We start from the raw sequence: 19,445 nt of genomic DNA on the forward strand, positions 1-19,445 counted from the left end.
AGCTTACCAAAAACGGTTCTGCCGACTTTGTAGTTTTTTCATAGTCCTTGCTGTGCCTACGATATCTCGCAAGCAAGGCGAAGATTCGATCGACGATCCATCGTTTGGGTAGCGCAACGAATCCTTTAGTGTGAACGGGTCGCAGCACGGTTTGTAGGACCCAGCCAAAAGTTTCATGCACTCAATCGGGAAGCCTCGACCTTCCGTAAGCCGACTCGCCAAACACAACTCTCAGCCGACGGAATTGTTCCTCAAGTTTGTTCATCACCCACTGCGCTCCACATTGATGTAGGCAACTCACGCTATGGACGACCACCGTCAGCCCATTCCCAACGTATCCACAGCCAAGTGTCGTTTGCGGCCAGTGATTTTTTTGCCTGCAGCATAGCTCCGTTCTTCTCCTCCCTCGGCAGAGCGAATCGACTGGCTATTGATGATAGCTGCTGTGGGAGCTGGTTTCTTGCCTTCCGACTTCCGCACCTTTTCGCGAAGTGTGTTGTGAATCCGCTGCCTAGTTCCAACGTTCCGCCATGTCCAAAAATTGTTGTACACCGTTTTCCAATTCGGAAAGTCATGCGGTAATTGTCGCCACTGGCAGCCGGTGCGTGACACGTACAGGATGGCGTCAATCACCTATCGACGGCAGATCGGTTCTCGGCCAAATCCACTCCATCGTGGTAGCAGGAGTCGGATAACTTGCCATTGCCTGTCCGTCAAATCACTGGGATACGATCTCTCAGTCTTCATGCTGTGGATTCTCCATCCTTGGATCGCAAAAACCAAAGAAGAAGCCGGAGCAATTTTATCTTTTCACGCTATGGGGACATGTTCTCAGGATACGTTTAGCCGTAGAATCAGTTGGGGGCACACTGGCAACAAGGAACAAGTGGCATGCTTTTCTTTCTCTGTGGACGATGGCAGTTTGTGGTTGCTTGGGGCTTGCTTGGGCTTTGCTTGCAATCGGCTTTAGTCGCTCAGCAGTCGACTAACTCTATTGGATCGGCGAGTAATAGTGGTGCAGCGGGGGGTGCTGCCCAAGCAGATTTTGATTCTCTGATCGATTTGATCCAGTCTACGGTGGCCTATGATTCCTGGATGGAAAATGGAACTGGCGAAGGAGAGATCTCGCCGTTTTCAATCAATGGAGTTTACGCAGACGCTCAAGGGACATTGCGGTTTGCAAACTCACTTACCTCTTCGGAGAAGCTGCGACGAACACCTAGCTCCCCCTCGATTGGTGCAGCAACTGACGTACGAAGCCCTTCCCCCTTGCGTTTCGTTTCTTTGCCTCGGTTGGAGCAAGCCATCGGCGAGCACCAGCGAATGGGCAAGCCGCTTCCTGCCGAAATGCTCACCTTGGCGGGTTTGCAGCGTGTCGAGTATGTGGTCATCAATCCAAAAACTAAGGATCTAATCCTTGCAGGTCCTGCTGGTGATTGGCATGTTGGCCAGGATGGAGTTCTAGTTGGCGTAAAGACCGGCATCGCTGTATTGCGGTTAGACGACTTGCTAACCCTCTGGCGGCGCCCTGATGTGTTGTCACCGTTCGGTTGCTCGATTGTGCCGCGCCAAGCGGCCCTAGCAGCGACTCAAGAGTATCTCCAAGTAACCGGCGGTAAACCGCTCGAACCCGGTGGTAGAAAGAATTGGCTTGCGGGACTTCGCGATACACTCGGCAGTCAAGATGTCGAATTCTTTGGGCTCACGCCCAATAGCCATGCGGCTCTCGTCTTGCTTGTGGCCGACTACCACATGAAGTTGATCGGCATGGGACTCGCGGACAGTGTCGCTGGGGTGTCCAGCTACCTTGACACAGTGGAATTGGATGCTGACGGATCTGCTCCGCCGATGAGCGTGTTGCGTTGGTGGTTTGCATTGAATCACAGTCCGGTTGTCACCGATGACGATCGCGAGATTTTTCGGCTTCCAGGCAGTGGAGTGAAAGTGTTGAGCGAGAATGAGCTCTTGGCTGCCCGTGGGAAGCGTGTCCATACGCATCAATCTGAGGAGCTCAATGAACGTTTTGCCAAGTCTTTCACTGCTGAATTCGACCAAGTTAGCATGAGATATCCGCTTTACGGTGAATTGGAGTATCTTTTTGACTTGGCGCTTCTATTGGCGATCATCGACAGAGAGCATCTGCTCGAACGGTCCGGTTGGCACCCCACTTTGCTAGGAGATTCGGAGAGGCTACCGTTGCCGACAATGCGAATTCCAGGTGAAGTACAAACGGTAGTCAATCATCGGCTGATCAATCGACGACAGATCATTGCGGGGATTAGCGGAGGTGTTTGGGTCGACAGTCGCCGAGCACTTGAGGTGGAGTCTGCCAATACAAAGCAGCTAACGAACGTTGCCCAAGTGAAGAAGACTGCGTCGACGGAAAGCTGGTGGTGGGATTAGTCGAGACTCTGCTCTTTCGATACTTCATCAACTCTATCGTTCTTGCTTGTATGACGAACGAGGACTTCATCGAGGACCTGTTGCCTCTGACGGCGTAGCCACCATAAGAAACCAATCAAGAGCACGAGGATCACGCACAGAGTGAAACCCACCTCCGCTTCACGGATTGTTTCTACGATGCTGTCGCCAAAAAAATAGGCCACGGTGAAAAACGTTCCGACGACTAATGTCGCGCAAAACAAGTCGTAAAGAATGAACTTGCGGTATGATACGCGAGCAACTCCTGCGGAGAGATACACTGGTGCTCGCACTCCGACCATAAAGCGAGCCAGTAGCATGACCTTGAACATATGCCGCTGGATGGACTGCTCGAAGTATTCTTCGCGCTGCGCGCCTACGAGCTTGCTAAGCTTGGGATGGCGCATGACCAAGCCATGACCGAAGTGGTAACCGATGGCGTACATTGCTGTGTCGCCAAGCAAGGCACCTACGACGCAGGCTAAGAAAGCGAAGCCGGGATTCAGATTCCCTTGAGAACTCACTATCCCTGCCAATACGATCGGTACTTCTTCGGGGATGGGAAGCCCACAACCCGTCAACAGCAGGAAGAAGACTATTCCCAGATACCCGCCACTTTCGATCAAAACATCCACGTCCGTCGTTCTCGGTTTTGAAGGTTAAAGTGGGTGAGATAAAAACTGTGGTTCCCCATAGTAGGTGCGATTCGACGCTGTCTATATCGACACTTGCCAATCCTGCGATGGAGTCCAATCTTCGGAGTGCATGTTATAGGCGTGAATTCTAATCTTGGCATCATTTTCAGTAGGGCATACCAAGACGGCACCAACATCTGGGCGATTCGAGCAGATATCGGCTGCTCCTTCAACACCGCTCACATAGAAAGCAGTTGCCAGGGCGTCTGCCTCTGCTGCCGTGGGGGCTAGTACCGTGGATGTATAAGTGCCAGTGGCGGGCCAACCTGTGCGGGGATCAAGTATGTGGCCATATTTTTTACCATCGATTTCAAGAAACTGGGTCGCTCCACCCGCAGTACCGAGTGATCGATTTCGCAGATGAAATTCGGCAATTCGGCATTCCGGCTGCAGCGGATGCCGCAAACCGATGCTCCAGCACTCATCGAGGCTGGCTCGATTGCGACCCCGTGCCAAGATACTGCTACTGCCGCCGTGCCAGAGATAGTCACCGATTCCTTTTTCATCCAGCTGCTCAGCAACCCGATCCAGTGCATGACCTTTGCCGATGGAATTGAAATTGATCTCGATCCCAGGCTGAAGGAATCGAATCGTCTGGTCTTGGCTACTAAGTTCCAATTGATCGCTACCCATGCATGAAAGGGCCTCGGTGATTTCCAGCTCGTCGGGAAGCCGCCCCGCGCGTTTCAAAAATCCCCAAACCCGGGAAAGAGGAGTGCTCGTGATATCGAAGGCTCCCTTGGTTGCCTGAAAGAGGTTGAGGCTAAGCTCCAGTAAGCCGAATAACTCACCGTTCACCTCCACCGGACTTTCGGCGGCGTGCCGGTTAATTTCGACGACAGAACTTACATCGCGATAAATGGTAAGTTCGTCTTCAACCGCTTCAATCATATCGAACGCATCGAGAAAGTCTCCGGCGGCTTGGCGATCGGCCCGATGATACTGCACAGCGAATTCACAAGCCATTGCCCGGCGACTCGCTCGGACGTGGAGGGCAGGATCGGAGGGTAAGCGGTCAATTAGCGCAGTTTTAGATTCCAGCCACTCCAGGGCTTGCTTGGCAAGCGTCTCCGCCGCTGCCTTCCCTTGTAAAAAAGATCGCCGGGAGTGGTGGTGATGTTCTTCCATGCAACAATTATAGCCCTTTAAGCAGTCAGCGGGGCAGGGCGATGGTTTTGCTTTAACGAGAATATTGTTAGTATTTTTCTGAATGAACTAAATCGAGCGGCAAATATCCAGGAATCTCATGAGTCATCTAGTTATCAGCGTCTCGGGCCTCCGCGGAATCGTGGGTGAGTCTCTTACTGCCGATGTAGCGATGTGTTACATATCTGCCTTTGCACATGAGCTGCCATCGGGGCCGATTGTGGTAACACGAGATGGCCGCGAATCGGGGCCGATGCTGGCTACAGCGATTTCTTCGGCGCTGAAATCGATAGGGCGTGAATGTCTCGACGCTGGGGTTGCTGCAACCCCTACTACCGGCGTCCTAGTAAGACAGTTGAAGGCGGCCGGGGGGATTCAGATCTCCGCGAGTCACAATCCTCGTGAGTACAATGGGCTGAAACTGTTTGATACCACAGGACGAGTAATTCCCGCCGCCGCGGGTCAGCGAGTGCTGGACCGTTATCAATCGCAACAGCCGTGTAGTATCTCTCTCGACCAATCAGGCGAGGCTCGAGTCATTGAGGATACGACTTCGGCTCACAAGGAATTGGTGCTCGCGAACTGCGACGTCGAGCGGATCCGAGCTTGCAAATTTCGAGTATTGGTTGACGCCAATCACGGCTCAGGGAGTGTGCTGGCGGTGCCGATGTTGGAATCGCTGGGTTGCAAAGTGACGGTACTGGGCGGTACGCCCGACGGTCAGTTTGCTCATCTGCCTGAACCAACGAGCGAGAATCTTGTGTCGGTTCTAGAAGAGGTGCGTACACAGGGTGCTGCCGTCGGCTTTTGCCAAGACCCTGATGCGGATCGGCTGGCGGTGATCGACGAACGAGGACGCTATGTGGGCGAAGAATTCACTCTCGCCATGGTGGTTGATCATGTACTGCGGCACAAACCTGGACCTGTGGTAACGAACTGTTCAACCAGCCGAATGACACAAGACTTGGCAGAGAAATATCGTGTGCCCTTCTTTCGTTCACAAGTGGGGGAGGCCAACGTCGTTGACAAAATGCTGGAAGTGAACGCTGTGTTGGGCGGGGAAGGGAACGGTGGCGTGATCGATCCACGCGTCGGCCTGGTCCGTGACAGCTTTGTGGGCATGGCGCTGCTTTTAGACGCGATGGCGGCGAGAGAAATGCCAGTCAGCGCGCTTGCTGACGAGCTGCCTCAATACGCGATCCATAAATCGAAAGTAACGCTCTCGGCGGAGAAGGTCGCGGAATCTTTCAACCTCTTGGAGAAGCACTTTGCCGATGCCACGGCGGACCGCCTGGATGGTCTACGGCTTGATTGGCCTGGAAAATGGCTACTCATTCGTGCGAGTAACACAGAGCCAATTGTGCGAATCTTTGCCGAGGCACCTACGCCCACGGAAGCAAAACGCTTATGTGACGAAACGGCAGAATTGCTGGGCTAACGGGTTAGGCTGATTCGATGCGGCCATCGATATGAGTCCCAGCATTGACATCCGCAAATTCACCACAGCTTGCCAAGTCATTGGAGACCACCACCGGCGCGTAGCGGCAGGAGGTTCCCACTGAAAAACCAAGGCGATCATCCAGAGGCGATTCTACCAAAACGCGGAGTTGCTTGCCTTGCAGCATGGAATAATAGCGGTCGCGCAATTCGTCCTCGACGCGAGCCAATTCCTGCAGACGTTCTTGCTTAGTGGACTTGGGAAGTTGCTCAGGCATATCAGCGGCGGGAGTCCCCCGGCGGGCGCTGAAGGGAAAGATATGGATCTTCGAGAAACCAACTTGCCGAGCCGTCTCGCAGGTTTCCGCAAATTCCTGATCCGTCTCTCCCGGAAATCCCACGATAATATCGGTAGTTATTGCCGGCTGGTCCAACCGTTCTTTGAGCAATTGGCAGCGATCGATGAATCGGCGGCTCCCCCAGCGGCGGCGCATGCGGCGAAGCACACTGTCGCTGCCGCTCTGCATGGAAATGTGCAAATGGGGGCAAATCTTGTCTGGATTCTCGGCCATCACCTCGATTAGTTCCCGAGTTACCTCGGTAGCCTCAATGCTAGAAAGTCGAACGCGAAAATCCCCGGGCAACTCTGCAATGGCACGGACCAAGTGTGAAAGTCTAGTCCATTTCTCTTTCGGCTGGTAGCGATTCCAATCGACGCCATAGTGGCCCAGATGGATGCCGGTGAGTACGACTTCACGATATCCGTTGTCGACAAGCCGCCTCACCTCATCAAGAATATGCAGCGTAGGGCGACTGGCTAGTTCGGGACGAACCATGGGGATAATGCAAAAACTGCATCGCAGCAGGCAGCCATCTTGAACCTTCACATACGCTCGATGGCGTCGTCCGAAGCCAGAGATGCCCGTCGGCACGTCGGTCACGCCAAACCGACCCAGCAGGTCGCCAAGCTCTCGTTTGTCGGTAAGGACTTCGGTCACATTGGGAAGCTTTGCGACTTCTTCTGGAGCACGTGTCGCATAGCAACCCATGACAACAATCTTGCTCGCAGGATTCTCCCTCGCCAAACGACGGATAATCTGCCGACTCTTGGAATCTCCCTCTGAGGTGACCGTGCAAGTATTAACGACGCAAAGGTCGGCAGGGTCCTCAAGGGTGGCATCCTGGTATCCAATCCCTAGAAGTCCCTCGCGCAGGAATTCTGTTTCGTATTGATTGACTTTGCAGCCTAGGGTAACAGTTTTCAGTTTCATCGAATACCTAAGCCTTCTACTCTACCGCCTCGATTGTGCTCCACATGGAGCCCTTGCTCCCCTCAAGATTATCTTTGCCATAGGCATGGATCTGGTCGCGTTTGAGCTCAGCATGTTCGAGGGTGGTGGTCAGCACCACGGCCTTGCCATCTTTGTCAACGCCTTTTGCAATTTCCTTGCACTGCTCTTTTTCATGACCAAACAATTCTCGCAGCATCTTCTCGACATATTCAAAGGTGTGGTCGTCGCTGTCCCACAAGAGAACGTTATAGCGAGGTTGCCGTTCGTGGACTCGCTCGGGAGCTTCCTGTTTGGCTGGGGCGACTGTCACTGCCCCACCTGGATCATCATCTTGCCAATTCATCGCTTTTCTTCCAATCGAAGTGAGGACGTAGCATAATTGCGGCAACTAGTTCGCATCCAGTTGGCCGCTAACCTACCACCGACGGTCGAGCTGGACATGTATAACCAAGTCTCCTCCTGCAGACTGTCCAGATCAGGTGGCGGGATTAAGGAACAGACATTATATTGGATGCCCCTAGGATGAGGAAACACCTTGGCACCATTACCCTCAAAAACTGCTTTCTGCCGTGACAAAATCTACTGTAAATCGAGTCCTCGATCTCGTTGAAAAGCAACAGGAACAATATGTCGTCGATCTCTCGGAGTTATTGAGAATACCGAGCATCAGCGCCGATTCGAAGTACGCGCCCGATGTGAAGCGGGCTGCGGGATGGCTGGTCGAGCATCTCGGTGGAATGGGGCTTAGTCCAGAGTTAATCGAGACTGCGGGACATCCCCTGGTCTACGCCGAAACAGCACCCGTACCGGGCGCACCCGTGGCGCTCGTTTATGGGCACTACGATGTCCAGCCCCCTGATCCGCTTGACAAGTGGACGAACCCACCGTTTGAGCCGACGATCCGCGATGGACGAATCTATGCCCGAGGTGCGACCGACGACAAAGGTCAGATGCTCACCCACGTGAAGAGTGTAGAGGCCTGGATGAAGTCAAATGGTTCTCTGCCATTGCAAGTAAAATTCCTGATCGAAGGGGAAGAAGAGGTTGGCAGCGAACATCTGGAAAGCTATCTCAGGGAACACGCCGAAAAGCTTGCTTGTGATTGTGTGGTGATCAGCGATACGAGTCAGTTTGCTCCCGGGGTGCCTGCAATTACTTATGGCTTGCGAGGCATTGCCTACTACGAAGTCCATCTAACAGGTCCAAACCGCGACCTCCATTCGGGTGTCTTCGGTGGAGGCGTGACAAACCCAGCGATTGCCCTGAGTAAGATGCTTGCTGCAATCATTGATGACGAGGGTCGGATTCAACTTCCAGGGTTCTATGATGATGTTGTTCCACTGACCGAGCGAGAACGTGAAGAGTTTCAAGGTTTGCCTTTTGATCAGAATGCGTTCGAGCAGGAACTCGGTATCAACGGAGTAACCGGCGAGGCGGGCTTCAGCACACTGGAACGTCGCTGGGCACGTCCAACCTTCGACGTGTGTGGATTGACCTCAGGTTATCAAGGAGAAGGGGCCAAAACAGTGCTCCCTTCGCAAGCGTCGGCAAAATTCAGTTTCCGCCTTGTGCCGCAGCAAGACCCCAAGAAAGTAACGGCAGGGCTCAAGAAATTGCTCGAACCTCTGGTTCCCGCCGGGATTACCATGGAATTGGTCGACTATCATGGTGCCCCGGGTATAGTCATTCCGCTGGAGAGTCCCTATCTCTCTGCGGCAGCGGACGCGATTGAGGTCGGGTTTGGCAAACGCCCAGTTTTCATGCGAGAAGGGGGTTCAATTCCCATTGTCAACAAATTTGCTGAAATACTCGATGCTGATGTGCTCCTGTTGGGCTGGGGACAGAATGATGACAATCTTCATTCTCCCAACGAAAAATTCACTTTAGCAGATTTTCAGCGTGGCATTCGCACCAGTGCTGCATTGTGGGACAAACTGGCCAAGATTAATCAGGATACTTAGACAAATATGCTCGACAAGAAATATATTCTCGAAAACCCCGACGTTGTTCAAAAGAACTGCGTTAATCGTGGCGTGAAAGCTGATGTGCATCGCTTTGTAGAATTGGAAAGCAAATGTCGTCAGATGCAGCAGGAAATCGAGGAGCTTTCCCGCCAGGCGAATGTTGTCAGCAAATCCATCGGTAAGGCCAAAGACGATGCTGAACGTGAGCAGCGAAAAGAAGAAGGCCGCACACTACGAGAACAGAAGGACGTCAAGCAGGAGCAAGTTGATCGGCTTGCGGCTGAGGCAGGGGCCATCTACCGCAGCATGCCAAACCTCACACATCCCGATGCCCCTGTGGGTGAGGAACATCACGCTCGCGAATTCCGCCGTGGAAAAACCGAGGTTCGCAAGTTCAGCTTCCCTGTCCTTGATCATGTCTTAATCGCTGAGCAGCATGATCTAATCGACTTTGAGGGTGGTGCGCGTATCGCTGGCAACGGTTTCTATTTTCTCAAAAACGAAGCGGCTCTATTGGAACTGGCACTTCAGCAATACACAATGCAGTTCCTTGTGGCTGAAGGGTTTATTCCCACGATCACTCCAGACTTGGCCCGCAATGAAATCCTGCAGGGAGTTGGGTTTATTCCTCGCGGGCCGGAGACGCAAATTTACAGCGTCGAGAACAACGATCTCAATCTAGTCGCCACGGCCGAGATTACCCTGGGAGGTTTGTATGCGGGCGAGGTGCTCGATCGAGACCAACTTCCACTGAAAATGTGTGGTGTGAGCCATTGTTTTCGCACCGAGGCCGGAGCAGCCGGTCGAGCATCGCGAGGTCTATACCGAGTCCACCAGTTTACGAAAGTGGAAATGTTCGCTTTCACGCTCCCTGAGCAAAGCGAGGAGATGCACCAATATTTCTGCGATCTTGAGTGCAAAATCTTCGACGGCCTGGGAATTCCCTACAAGGTCATCGACACGGCCACAGGCGATCTGGGTGGCCCGGCCTATCGCAAGTTTGACTTGGAAGCGTGGATGCCCGGTCGCGGCAAGAATGGCGAATACGGCGAGGTCACCAGCACTAGCAACTGCACCGACTATCAGTCTCGTCGCCTCAACATCCGCTACAAAGTGCAAGGTGAAAAGGGAACCCATCTGGTCCACACGCTCAACGGCACTGCCGTCGCTATCAGTCGGGCGCTGATTGCCATTTTGGAAAACTACCAGCAAGCCGATGGTACGGTCGTTGTACCTGAGGTCTTGCGAAAGTGGGTGGGTAAAGATCGAATCGGGACGGCTGAGGAGTAAAGGGTGTAAAATGTCGTCCCGAGGGAGTTTCACGACCGAGGGATCTGGTTGGAGATGCCGGAGGGTACAAAATCAAGCCATGGCGCGAATACGCTTGCTACTAATCCAGCAATAAACGAATACAATAATACTCAGACTGAAAAGAAATTGGCCCGCGAATCACGCGGATGTAGTGTGAATTGGCCTGGATCCTAGGATTGGCTCCTTACTTAGCGAGGAAATCAATTGGGAAATTGAGAATAAATATAACCCGCGATCATCCGCGTAATCTGCGGGCTATTTGTATTCCTGTTTTCAGTTTGGCAATAATACCTGAGGTATTCAAAAAGCTAAGACGGGCACTTCCGTCAAGCTCATCTTCCCCTCCACTCGCTACTTCACTTCAACCCAGAACGGCATCAATAGCATCGCCCGCTCGCGCATCAGGCCGCGAAGTTGGGTTGCGTGATTTAAGGAGCCGGCCAATTCAGGCACCAATTGTCCCAAGCTACTAAGAGCATGAGTCTCACGCTCTTTGTCCAGGTCCGTGCCGAACAGTTCCTCCAAGGGATTGGTAGGCTCTGGCAGAATGAGAAGTTCGTATTTCTTATCGGGATCGAGACCGGCCATGGTCTTCGCTGTCTGGAAAGCATCTTTGAGGGTACCGACTTCGTCGATGAGGCCGTTCCGCTTGGCAATGCGGCCCGTGTAGACCTGCCCTCCGGCGAGAGCTTCCAGTTTATCTAGATCCATCTTCCGGCCTTCGGCTGCTTTGGTCGTAAACAGGCGATAGATGTCCTGCATCATATCGGTGACAACTTTGCGCTCTCCTTCAGAAAATTTCGTCGTCGAGGAGAATATGTTGCTGTTTTCGCCACGGTTGATCGAGTCGGTCGAGACGCCAATCTTGTCAAATAATCCCGCCAAAGAGAGTTTGCCACCCACCACTCCAATCGATCCGGTGATCGTGCCTGGTTCGGCGATGATCTTGTCGGCACCCATGGCGATGTAATAGCCTCCGCTGGCGGCTACGTCTCCCATGCTGGCGATTATCGGCTTGTCGATAGCCTGTGTGGCGCGCCAAATGATGTCGCTTGCAAGTGCCGAACCGCCGGGGCTATTGATGCGCAAGACGATTGCTTTGACGTTTTCATCCTTAGCAGCTTCGTGCAGAGCCTTGACGATCGTCTCTGATCCCATCACCTCGGTTCCAAAGCCGCTTTCGCTCTTTCCGGAAGTTATGGCACCCACGGCATAGACCAAAGCAAGTTTAGGTCCTTTGCTAGACTCGCCGCCTGAGGAACCACCCATGATGGATTGGAACAGTTTGATCATCCCCATTGGACCGGAGAAATCAGTATCGATTTCCTGCTTGCCATAGTTGATGACATAAACCAACTGGTCAGCTTTGTATTCCTGCTTTAGCTCATCACGAAACTCATCGTAGTATTCCACGCGATCTATGAGCCCGGCGGACTTCGCTTGATTGGCGGTGAGCAGGCCGCGATTCACGATACGTTTCACCTCCTTGATTTGCAAATCACGATCTGCGGCGATGGTTGTGAGCATCTGGTCGTAGAGGTCATCTACCAGAGCGGTAAGATTCTTGCGCACCGGCTCACTCATATTGTGCCTCATAAGTGGCTCAGCAGCTCCCTTGGACTCACCCACATGAAGCATGTCTGCTTCGACACCGATCTTGCCGAGCAATTCTTTGTAGTAGGCTATCTGCAATTGCACACCCGGAATCACGATTACAGCTGCCTCGGGCATGATGATTTCATCGCAAGCGCTGGCAAGTAAGTATTGAGATCCATCAGCAGATTCGAGTTGGGCGAATACCTTCTTGCCGCTCTTTCGAATATTCAATATCGCCTCACGCAGCTCGTTTAGCTTGCCACGGGAGAGGGCAGCACTGCCGATTTCTAAGATTATTCCGTCGACTTTTTTGTCATTCGCAGCTTTGTCCAGCCGAGCAATTGTCTTGCGAAGGTCGAGACCTAGATCACCAAAGAATGACATTTGACCAGCCGACTCGGGAAGCTCTCCTTCGATCTTGATATGTGCCAGGCGAACTTTTACGTCTTTCTTCTCGGCACTTGGTTCGACATTTTTGTCTGACGCCGTTGCCTCCTGAGTTTTCTCGGTGGGTTCAGCAGTCGCCGTATCTGCCTGCAGAGATGTGGCGAAAGAAAGACACGCTAGCATCGCCAGCAACACAGCATCGGTCGAAAGGAAACGTGATCGCATGTTGGACCCCATAGTTAGCAGTTCTAGATTTCAAGATTTATGCCAATGCAGGCACCGTTGTCAAAAGTAGTTCGCTCGAAATGAAACAATATTGCATTATACCGTTATTTCTTCCCCGATTCTGCCGGGCAAATGCCTGATTGCAGGATTTTCGAGGTTTGGAGGCGGGTATTCTGGCAGATCCCTCCTTCGATACGTCAGGACCCGCTGAGATCGACCTAGAATATGGCGCGGAAGTCTGCTATTTTCCCGCCGCTATCACGACTTACGGAACGATTCCGCCTAGCGAGGAGAATGAATTTCTATGCGACACACGTGGCTTCTACTGTTCCTTGGTGTCTGCTCCATCCACAACTTGGACTTGATTCAGGCTGCGCCACCATTGTGGCAACAATTGGTCCCGCGTAAGCAGGTTGAGGCCGACCCGCAACAGGACTATTCACTGAGTGAAACTCAAGGGCCTTGGCTCGTGATGGCGGCCTCATTCAGTGGTGAGACGGGCAAGTCCCAGGCCGAGGAATTGATCTTGGAACTTCGGAGCAAATACAATCTCCCTGCCTACTACTACGGCATGAAATTCGAGATGGACGACATCAATCCTGGTCGGGGTATTGATGACTACGGAGCCCCTATCAAACGTCGCTACAACCGAGGCGATCAGGTAGTTGAGCATGCAGTGCTCGTCGGCGATTTCCCGGCCGTAGACGATCCAGAAGGTCAGGACTTGCTGGAAGTTATTAAGCATCTCTCTCCCAAAGCACTTACCGAAACGGACATTCATGATTCCGATCAGAGCCTTGCACTTGTTCGTCAGTATCATGAATCCTTGCGAGAAAAGCTCAATCCAAACAAGAAACGTGGACCAATGGGACATGCATTTCTCACGCGAAATCCCCTCTTGCCTAAGGAGTACTTTGTGCCTCAGGGAGTTGAGGCGCAGGTCGCGAAATGGAACGAAGGCCTAGAATACAATCTAATGAAGTGTCCCGGTAAGTATTCGATTCGAGTTGCGACGTTTCGTGGCAAGGTGAGTCTTGTTTCAAACTCTACCAAAGAAGATCAGCCAAAACGTAAAGCTTCCGACTCCGTTCCGCTAGCTACCGAGGCAGAAAATGCTCACAAACTGACGCTTGCGTTGCGTGAAAAAGGCTGGGAGGCCTACGAGTTCCATGATCGAGTCGAAAGCTATGTGACCGTGGGATCATTCGAGGAAGGCCAGAAACTGGCGGACGGCCGGGTCGCACTCACTTCTCGCGATGCCCAGATTATTATCAACACTTTTGGAGCAGCCACTCCTAACAACGTGTTTGAGAAGCCTGCTGCCCAGGATCGACAATTGGAGAATCTACAGAAGCAGCGATTTAATAATCTGTTCTCTCAGGGTTATGGGAAGACTGCCACAGGATTTCATCCCAAGCGTTGTGTTGGGTTGCCGCTTGATATCATTCCTGAGGTTGTCTCAGTGCCGCGGAAGTCTATTAGTTCGGCTTATGCGCGGAATTGACTGGTGCTTTAAGCGACCAGTTCAAAATGGGTAGTGAATAATGGGTGCAGCGCGACGACTCGTGATTGGGACCACCAACGCACACAAGGGCCGTGAGCTGTCTGAGATGTTGGGACCCTATGGGTTTCATATCCAAACTCTCAAAGATTATCCAAACGCCTTGGAAGTTGTTGAGGATGGCGATTCCTTCGCAGCGAATGCTCGCAAGAAGGCTGCTGAGCAGGCATCTCACCTGAAGTGCTGGGTGATGGCCGACGACAGCGGGCTCGAAGTTGACACACTCGATGGTGCTCCGGGGATCTTCTCTGCCCGGTTTGCAGGTGCCACGGCGGCCGATGCCGACAACAACGCGAAGTTGCTCGCTGAGTTGGCAGACATTCCCTGGGAGAAGCGGGGAGCGCGCTACTATTGTCATATTGCAGTAGCCGATCCCACTGGATTAGTTTGCGCTGAGAGTTGGGGTGAGTGCCGAGGCCGAATTCGTACCGTGCCAGCTGGAAACAATGGATTCGGCTACGACCCCTTATTTGAAATTCGCGAATATCATCAAACCTTCGGCCAACTTGGTCCCCATGTGAAGTCGGCACTTAGCCATCGTGCTCGGGCGCTGCGGGCAATCGTACCGCAGTTGGAAGTACTAGCAGCTTCAGACGAATGGAGATGACTGGCTCGCGCAAAAATAAAGAGCCGTTTCGAACGAATGACATTCGAAACAGCTCAATAAAAAGAGAGCAGTCAGATGAATGCCCAGAATCTAGCACTTCACCCAGCGATTGTCAAAAAGGATTGTTGGAAAAAAGTTGCCTTTGGATTTTGCCTAATTTAACAAAGCCCATTTTCACGCGTCTCGCAGACGTGGATCAAGTGCATCGCGCATGCCATCTCCCAGAAAGTTTAGGGCAAGCAAGGTTGTTCCAAGGGCAAGACTGGGGAACAGTATCAACCACCAATAGATTTTCACCGGCGTGATCACCTTGATACCCTCGTTGGCCAGCAGTCCCCAGGAGACGTCCGGCGGTTCGACGCCCAAGCCGAGGAATGACAGAAATGCCTCGAAGAGCATGACGCGTGGGATAGTCAGAGTGAGATAGACAAGCACTACGCTCAATAGATTCGGTAATAGATGCAGAAAAACGATTCGCGTTTGACTGGCCCCCAGCGACCTTGCTGCCTCGACGAAGAGTTCGTGCTTGAGCGAAATCACCTGGCCACGGACAACACGCGACATGGTGAGCCAATAGATAGCGCCCACTACCAGGAAGAAAACCGTGATGCGGTTGATTCCCCAATAGGCCAACTCATCGGCAATGGATTCTTCACTAAGGATAGTGAGCAGAAAGATGACGACGAATATGAAAGGCACGGAATAGAGTACATCGACTAGTCGCATCATCGCGTCGTCGATCCAACCTCCACAGTACCCTGAGATTGCACCATAGTTCACTCCGATCACCAAAGAAACAATCGTCGCGACCAAACCCACCAGGAGTGATATTCTTGCTCCCCAAAACAATCGTGACAGCAGATCGCGCCCCAAGAGGTCTCGGCCACAGAGTGAATTGACATTCCGGTCGCCAAATAGTGAAAACCGGGCTTGCACCATCCAACGGCTAAGAAACCCGAGTGGTGGATAACCTAGTTTTCGATAAGGAGCCTGGATTGTATCCTGGATCTCGGCCTCTTTGCGCCGTACTAGGTTGCGGGCATTAGCATGTTCCTCTGTATCGATCGTTGTGTGCTCATAACTTTCCTTGAGAGTGGCAAGTTCTTTGTATAACTCGGACACTATTTTCGGAGTTCGCGCAACTTCGTCCTCGTCGAGAGTCCTGCTTGCCACCCAGAAAGGAGATGCCGTCGGATGCTCATATTGCAGGGCTGTTTGGGCATGATCGGGAGGCTGAAGTGGCAAGAGTGGAGTTAGAATAGCCAGCAAGCAAATGGTAATCAACGTCCCCAAGGAGAGCATTGCGACCCGATTTTTGCGGAGTCGCCGCCAGGCATCTTGTGAGAGCGACATCCCCTGAGCCGACACTAGTGCAGCGGGTGGCGACAATTCGATCTCATTTGTTTTAGGCGCTGACATCTAGGAAAGCTCCACGCGCGGATCGAGCAGAGCGTAGGACAGATCGACCAGCCAATTCATTGAGTAGAGCAGCACGGTATACAACAATACCAGACCCATAGCGAGGGTATAGTCCTTCTGAAGTGCCGCCTGAACAAAGTGGGAGCCGAGTCCTGGGATGGCAAAAATCTGTTCCACTACGAGGGAACCTGTCAGAATTCCCGCCACGGCAGGTCCAATAAACGAAACCACTGGCAGTAGAGCACCTCGAAGGGCATGGACCAAGATCAGGCGTAGCGGTCCGACACCTTTGGCACGCGCTGTGCGGATGTGGTCTTGCGAAAGGACGTCGAGCATACTGGTGCGTGCGATACGAGCTATATAGGCCGCGTAGGGGGCACCTAAGCAAAACGCAGGGAGTACGAGTTGATTAAAGTTTCCCCAGCCTGCTGCAGGGAAGAGAGGAATTAGAAATACAAACAAGATGATGCAGATTCCCGCGATCACAAAGTTGGGGAGCGCAATCCCCAGCGTAGCGATCAGCATCAAGAGTACGTCCCCCCATGTGCCCCGCAGCACGGCGGAAGTTACTCCCGCAACTAGTCCCAGTGTGGTGGCAAAAACTAAGGCAAGCGACCCCAGTGCTACAGAGATTGGCAGACCTTCAGCGATAATCTCGTTGACTGAGTAATCATTGATCTTATAGCTATATCCCAGATCGCCTCGCAAGACCTTTCCTAACTCCAGCAAGAACTGTTGATAGAGCGGTTTGTCGAGATTGTATCGTTTTTCGATATTCTTCATGATTTCTGGCTCAAGGACTCGCTCTCGATCAAAGGGGCCACCTGGTACACTGCGCATAAGAAAGAACGACACGGTGAAAACTACCAGCAGAGTGATAGCCATCCAGAATAGCCGCCGCAGCATGAAACGGATCATGGTCGGCCTCGCATGAATTCATTGGGAGATTTGAGTGAACGGTCGATCCACATATCCGACACAGGGTGTTCATCACGCACGTTGTTGTAGAACCCGCGAACATAGGGCTTCACCATGTTCTTGGAGACGTACGTATAGATAGGTATTAGCGGTAGATCTTCGAGCAAGATTCGCTCGGCCTGTTCTAGCAGGCGGAAACGCTTGTCAGGATCTGGCTCAGTTGCGGCTGAATCGACTAGTTCGTCATACTGAGCGTTACTCCAGCCGGTGCTGTTCTGTTCACTCGTCGTAGTAAACATGTCGAGAAATGTGTTTGGATCGGTGTAGTCAGAGATCCATCCACGACGGGCGAGGTCATATTTGCCTTGGCGCATACTGGTGTTGTAAGCTCCCCATTCTTCATTTCGGGTCTTCACCGTGATGCCCAGCTCACGTTGCCATTGCTTGCGGATCAACTCGGCAATCGCTTGATGAGCCTCGTGAGTATTCGTAAGTATCTCTAGTCGTGGGAATCCACGACCCTTGGGGTAACCCGCCTCGGCTAAGAGTTGTCTTGCTAACGCAGGGTTCTCAGCTTCTGCGTTTTGCGTTCGATAACCCTCGATCCCTGGAGATACCAGACTCAAGCTTGGTAGTTCCCCTGCAGGAAGCAACTTGGAAGTGATCTCCTCACGGTCAAGCGCCATAGACAAAGCCCGACGAACTCGTACATCGTCCAAGGGTTCTCGCCGTGTGTTGATCAAGTAGAAATAGCTCGACAAATAGGGGGCTGGGTTGAGATCGTTGCGCGCAGGTTCCTCGCGTATTAACTCTCGCATTGCAGGAGGCGGAACGTCGCCAATCCAGTCGGCCTTGTCGGTCAGATACAAATTGAGAGCAGTCGTAAGTGATTCCACAGCCAACGCGTCCACAACCTCCAAGCGGACATTCTCGCGATTCCAATACTGGTCGCTCTTTATCATCCGAATGCGATCGCGAATTCGGCGAAACTGGATCTTGTAGGGGCCGTTGGTGACGACGTTTCTTGCCTTGGTCCAATCAGGAGCACCATAAGTTTCCAAGCACTTCTGATTGACTGGAAACAACGGATAGTACCCTACCAGTCCCAAGAAATAAGGGGTAGGATTTTCTAGTGTGACCCTCAGAGTCAAGTCATCGACTACTTTGATTCCAACTTGTCGGAAATCCAAGAGCACTTGTCGACACCAGGTGACTCCCTCGGGCGGGTCATTTTTTGCGGCTTCGGTGTCGTCCGTCGGGCGATACATAGTTTCTCTGCCATCGATCTCGACAAGAAAATCGCGCTCATCCTCACTCCGAGGAACTATGCGGACGAGGTCGCCATGAAGAACTTCTCCTCTCAGCGTATTGATCGCGTCGGGGGGAAGATTGAGTTCCACCTCAACTTCGTCACCAGGTTTGATCCCACTGCCACCGAGACTATAGTCATGGGCATTCTTGATGTACCACGCTTGGTAGGCGTATTCGGCCGCCGTGCGAGGGTCGAGGAAACGCCGCCATGAGTAGGCGAAATCGTCGGCCGTAACGTCCGATCCATCGGACCAGCGAGCGTCGTCTCGCAAGTAAAAAGTGTATACGAGGCGATCTTCGGAGATGTCCCAACGCTTGGCCACGCCTGGTATCGGCTCCAATGTCTTGGGATCATTTCGAACTAATCCTTCAAAGATAGAAAATGCAATTCGACCCTCAGGTTGTCCCGTGATCAAAGCCGGATCAACGCTCTTAATCTCGCTCTCGTTGATAAACGTGAAATCTGCGGGAGGCAGACCACCTCCAAGTGTCGTCCATACCGCTCCCAGCAACAGACTCCCCAGCAAGAGACAGGCGATCAGACTGCGGGAAGTGGGCGACATAAGCAAAAATCGGCATCTCTTGAAGCGAGCAAAGTGTTAGACTATGCGTCAGCTTAACGTTAAGTTCCGATTCGCTCAAAGGAGATTTTCACGGTTGTTTGAACATCAACGCCACAAGCCGCCTCGTACACTCTCGCAACCACGCGAATTACTGCTTGTGTGTGCTCCACTGCGGAGCAATGTGAACCTCTCAAGAATCGCCCGGGCTGCTAGTTGCTGTGGACTTGATGAGATACTCTGCACTGGACCCGCCAAGCTAGAACGCCGAATTGCCCGCGACGGCGCCGATGCGATTCGTATTGTAAGCCACCGTACGTTGCCGCCCGTGCTTTCGAAACTCAAGAAGGAAGGTTTTCGTCTTGTAGGATTGGAGCAGACCACCGATTCCATCAACATGCACGAATACACCTTTGAGCGGAAATCCGCGCTCGTAATTGGCAACGAACGCACAGGGCTCACGCCGGATGTCTTGCAGTTGCTCGACGACGTAGTAGAAATCCCCGTTTGGGGAATGCCCTTTAGTTACAACGTAGCAACCGCCACCACGATGGCACTCTATGAATACTGCCGTCAGTGGCCTGACGGATGACTC

General features: G+C 52.5%; 16 protein-coding genes. 7 read left to right on the forward strand and 9 right to left on the reverse strand.

Going from position 1 to position 19,445, the window contains the following annotated elements:
- Positions 1–318: 318 nt before the first annotated feature.
- Positions 319–633 carry a transposase gene (locus Pr1d_RS08385; RefSeq protein WP_148073115.1) on the reverse strand — a complete coding sequence of 105 codons (315 nt, stop codon included), beginning with the start codon at positions 631–633 and terminating at the stop codon, positions 319–321.
- Between the two features lie 258 nt (positions 634–891).
- On the opposite strand from Pr1d_RS08385, the gene Pr1d_RS08390 reads away from it, so the two are divergent.
- Positions 892–2,403, forward strand: coding sequence for a DUF1598 domain-containing protein (locus Pr1d_RS08390; RefSeq protein WP_148073116.1), 1,512 nt, complete (start codon positions 892–894; stop codon positions 2,401–2,403).
- Here the strand turns inward: Pr1d_RS08390 and Pr1d_RS08395 are convergent.
- Complete coding sequence (locus tag Pr1d_RS08395) at positions 2,400–3,056, reverse strand: DedA family protein (RefSeq protein WP_148073117.1); 657 nt, start codon at positions 3,054–3,056, stop codon at positions 2,400–2,402. The genes Pr1d_RS08390 and Pr1d_RS08395 overlap by 4 nt on opposite strands.
- 81 nt (positions 3,057–3,137) lie before the next feature.
- Positions 3,138–4,244: an FAD:protein FMN transferase gene (locus tag Pr1d_RS08400; RefSeq protein WP_148073118.1), complete on the reverse strand. Its 1,107-nt coding sequence runs from the start codon at positions 4,242–4,244 to the stop codon at positions 3,138–3,140.
- A 118-nt stretch (positions 4,245–4,362) separates the two neighbouring features.
- Here Pr1d_RS08400 and glmM point away from each other — a divergent pair, with 118 nt between their 5' ends.
- On the forward strand, positions 4,363–5,700 hold the full coding sequence (gene glmM, locus Pr1d_RS08405) for a phosphoglucosamine mutase (protein ID WP_148073119.1): 1,338 nt from the start codon (positions 4,363–4,365) through the stop codon (positions 5,698–5,700).
- A gap of 4 nt (positions 5,701–5,704) precedes the next feature.
- On the opposite strand, the gene mtaB is transcribed toward glmM, so the two are convergent.
- Together mtaB and Pr1d_RS08415 are read right to left on the reverse strand one after the other, a co-directional pair.
- A complete protein-coding gene (gene mtaB, locus Pr1d_RS08410) occupies positions 5,705–6,970 on the reverse strand; it encodes a tRNA (N(6)-L-threonylcarbamoyladenosine(37)-C(2))-methylthiotransferase MtaB (protein WP_148073120.1) in 1,266 nt (421 codons plus the stop codon).
- Between the two features lie 16 nt (positions 6,971–6,986).
- Entirely contained in the window at positions 6,987–7,334 is a 348-nt protein-coding gene (locus Pr1d_RS08415) for an ATP-dependent Clp protease adaptor ClpS (protein ID WP_148073121.1), read from the reverse strand.
- A 226-nt stretch (positions 7,335–7,560) separates the two neighbouring features.
- On the opposite strand from Pr1d_RS08415, the gene Pr1d_RS08420 reads away from it, so the two are divergent.
- Complete coding sequence (locus Pr1d_RS08420; RefSeq protein ID WP_148073122.1) at positions 7,561–8,952, forward strand: dipeptidase; 1,392 nt, start codon at positions 7,561–7,563, stop codon at positions 8,950–8,952.
- Between the two features lie 6 nt (positions 8,953–8,958).
- A complete protein-coding gene (gene serS, locus Pr1d_RS08425) occupies positions 8,959–10,245 on the forward strand; it encodes a serine--tRNA ligase (RefSeq protein ID WP_148073123.1) in 1,287 nt (428 codons plus the stop codon).
- 372 nt (positions 10,246–10,617) lie between these two features.
- Here serS and sppA read toward each other — a convergent pair whose 3' ends face one another.
- The gene (gene sppA, locus Pr1d_RS08430) at positions 10,618–12,474 is read right to left on the reverse strand and encodes a signal peptide peptidase SppA (RefSeq protein ID WP_168205123.1); all 1,857 of its coding nucleotides are present in this window, start codon (positions 12,472–12,474) and stop codon (positions 10,618–10,620) included.
- Between the two features lie 304 nt (positions 12,475–12,778).
- On the opposite strand from sppA, the gene Pr1d_RS08435 reads away from it, so the two are divergent.
- A complete protein-coding gene (locus tag Pr1d_RS08435) occupies positions 12,779–13,978 on the forward strand; it encodes a hypothetical protein (protein WP_148073125.1) in 1,200 nt (399 codons plus the stop codon).
- A gap of 40 nt (positions 13,979–14,018) precedes the next feature.
- Positions 14,019–14,642 (forward strand): non-canonical purine NTP pyrophosphatase, encoded by a 624-nt coding sequence (locus Pr1d_RS08440; protein WP_148073126.1) that lies wholly within the window; start codon positions 14,019–14,021, stop codon positions 14,640–14,642.
- A 174-nt stretch (positions 14,643–14,816) separates the two neighbouring features.
- Here the strand turns inward: Pr1d_RS08440 and Pr1d_RS08445 are convergent, their stop codons facing one another.
- From Pr1d_RS08445 to Pr1d_RS08455, 3 genes are read right to left on the reverse strand one after another with little or no spacing between them, the layout of a single operon-like run.
- The gene (locus tag Pr1d_RS08445) at positions 14,817–16,061 is read right to left on the reverse strand and encodes an ABC transporter permease (RefSeq protein WP_148073127.1); all 1,245 of its coding nucleotides are present in this window, start codon (positions 16,059–16,061) and stop codon (positions 14,817–14,819) included.
- Positions 16,062–16,979, reverse strand: a complete 918-nt coding sequence (locus Pr1d_RS08450) for an ABC transporter permease (RefSeq protein ID WP_148073128.1) — start codon at positions 16,977–16,979, stop codon at positions 16,062–16,064. It abuts the gene before it with no gap.
- A complete protein-coding gene (locus tag Pr1d_RS08455) occupies positions 16,976–18,853 on the reverse strand; it encodes a peptide ABC transporter substrate-binding protein (protein WP_148073129.1) in 1,878 nt (625 codons plus the stop codon). The genes Pr1d_RS08450 and Pr1d_RS08455 overlap by 4 nt, the downstream gene beginning before the upstream one ends.
- Positions 18,854–18,947: 94 nt before the next feature.
- Here Pr1d_RS08455 and Pr1d_RS08460 point away from each other — a divergent pair, with 94 nt between their 5' ends.
- Positions 18,948–19,442 carry a TrmH family RNA methyltransferase gene (locus tag Pr1d_RS08460; protein ID WP_238476659.1) on the forward strand — a complete coding sequence of 165 codons (495 nt, stop codon included), beginning with the start codon at positions 18,948–18,950 and terminating at the stop codon, positions 19,440–19,442.
- Positions 19,443–19,445: the final 3 nt, after the last annotated feature.

The organism is Bythopirellula goksoeyrii, assembly GCF_008065115.1.
Lineage (GTDB): Bacteria > Planctomycetota > Planctomycetia > Pirellulales > Lacipirellulaceae > Bythopirellula > Bythopirellula goksoeyrii.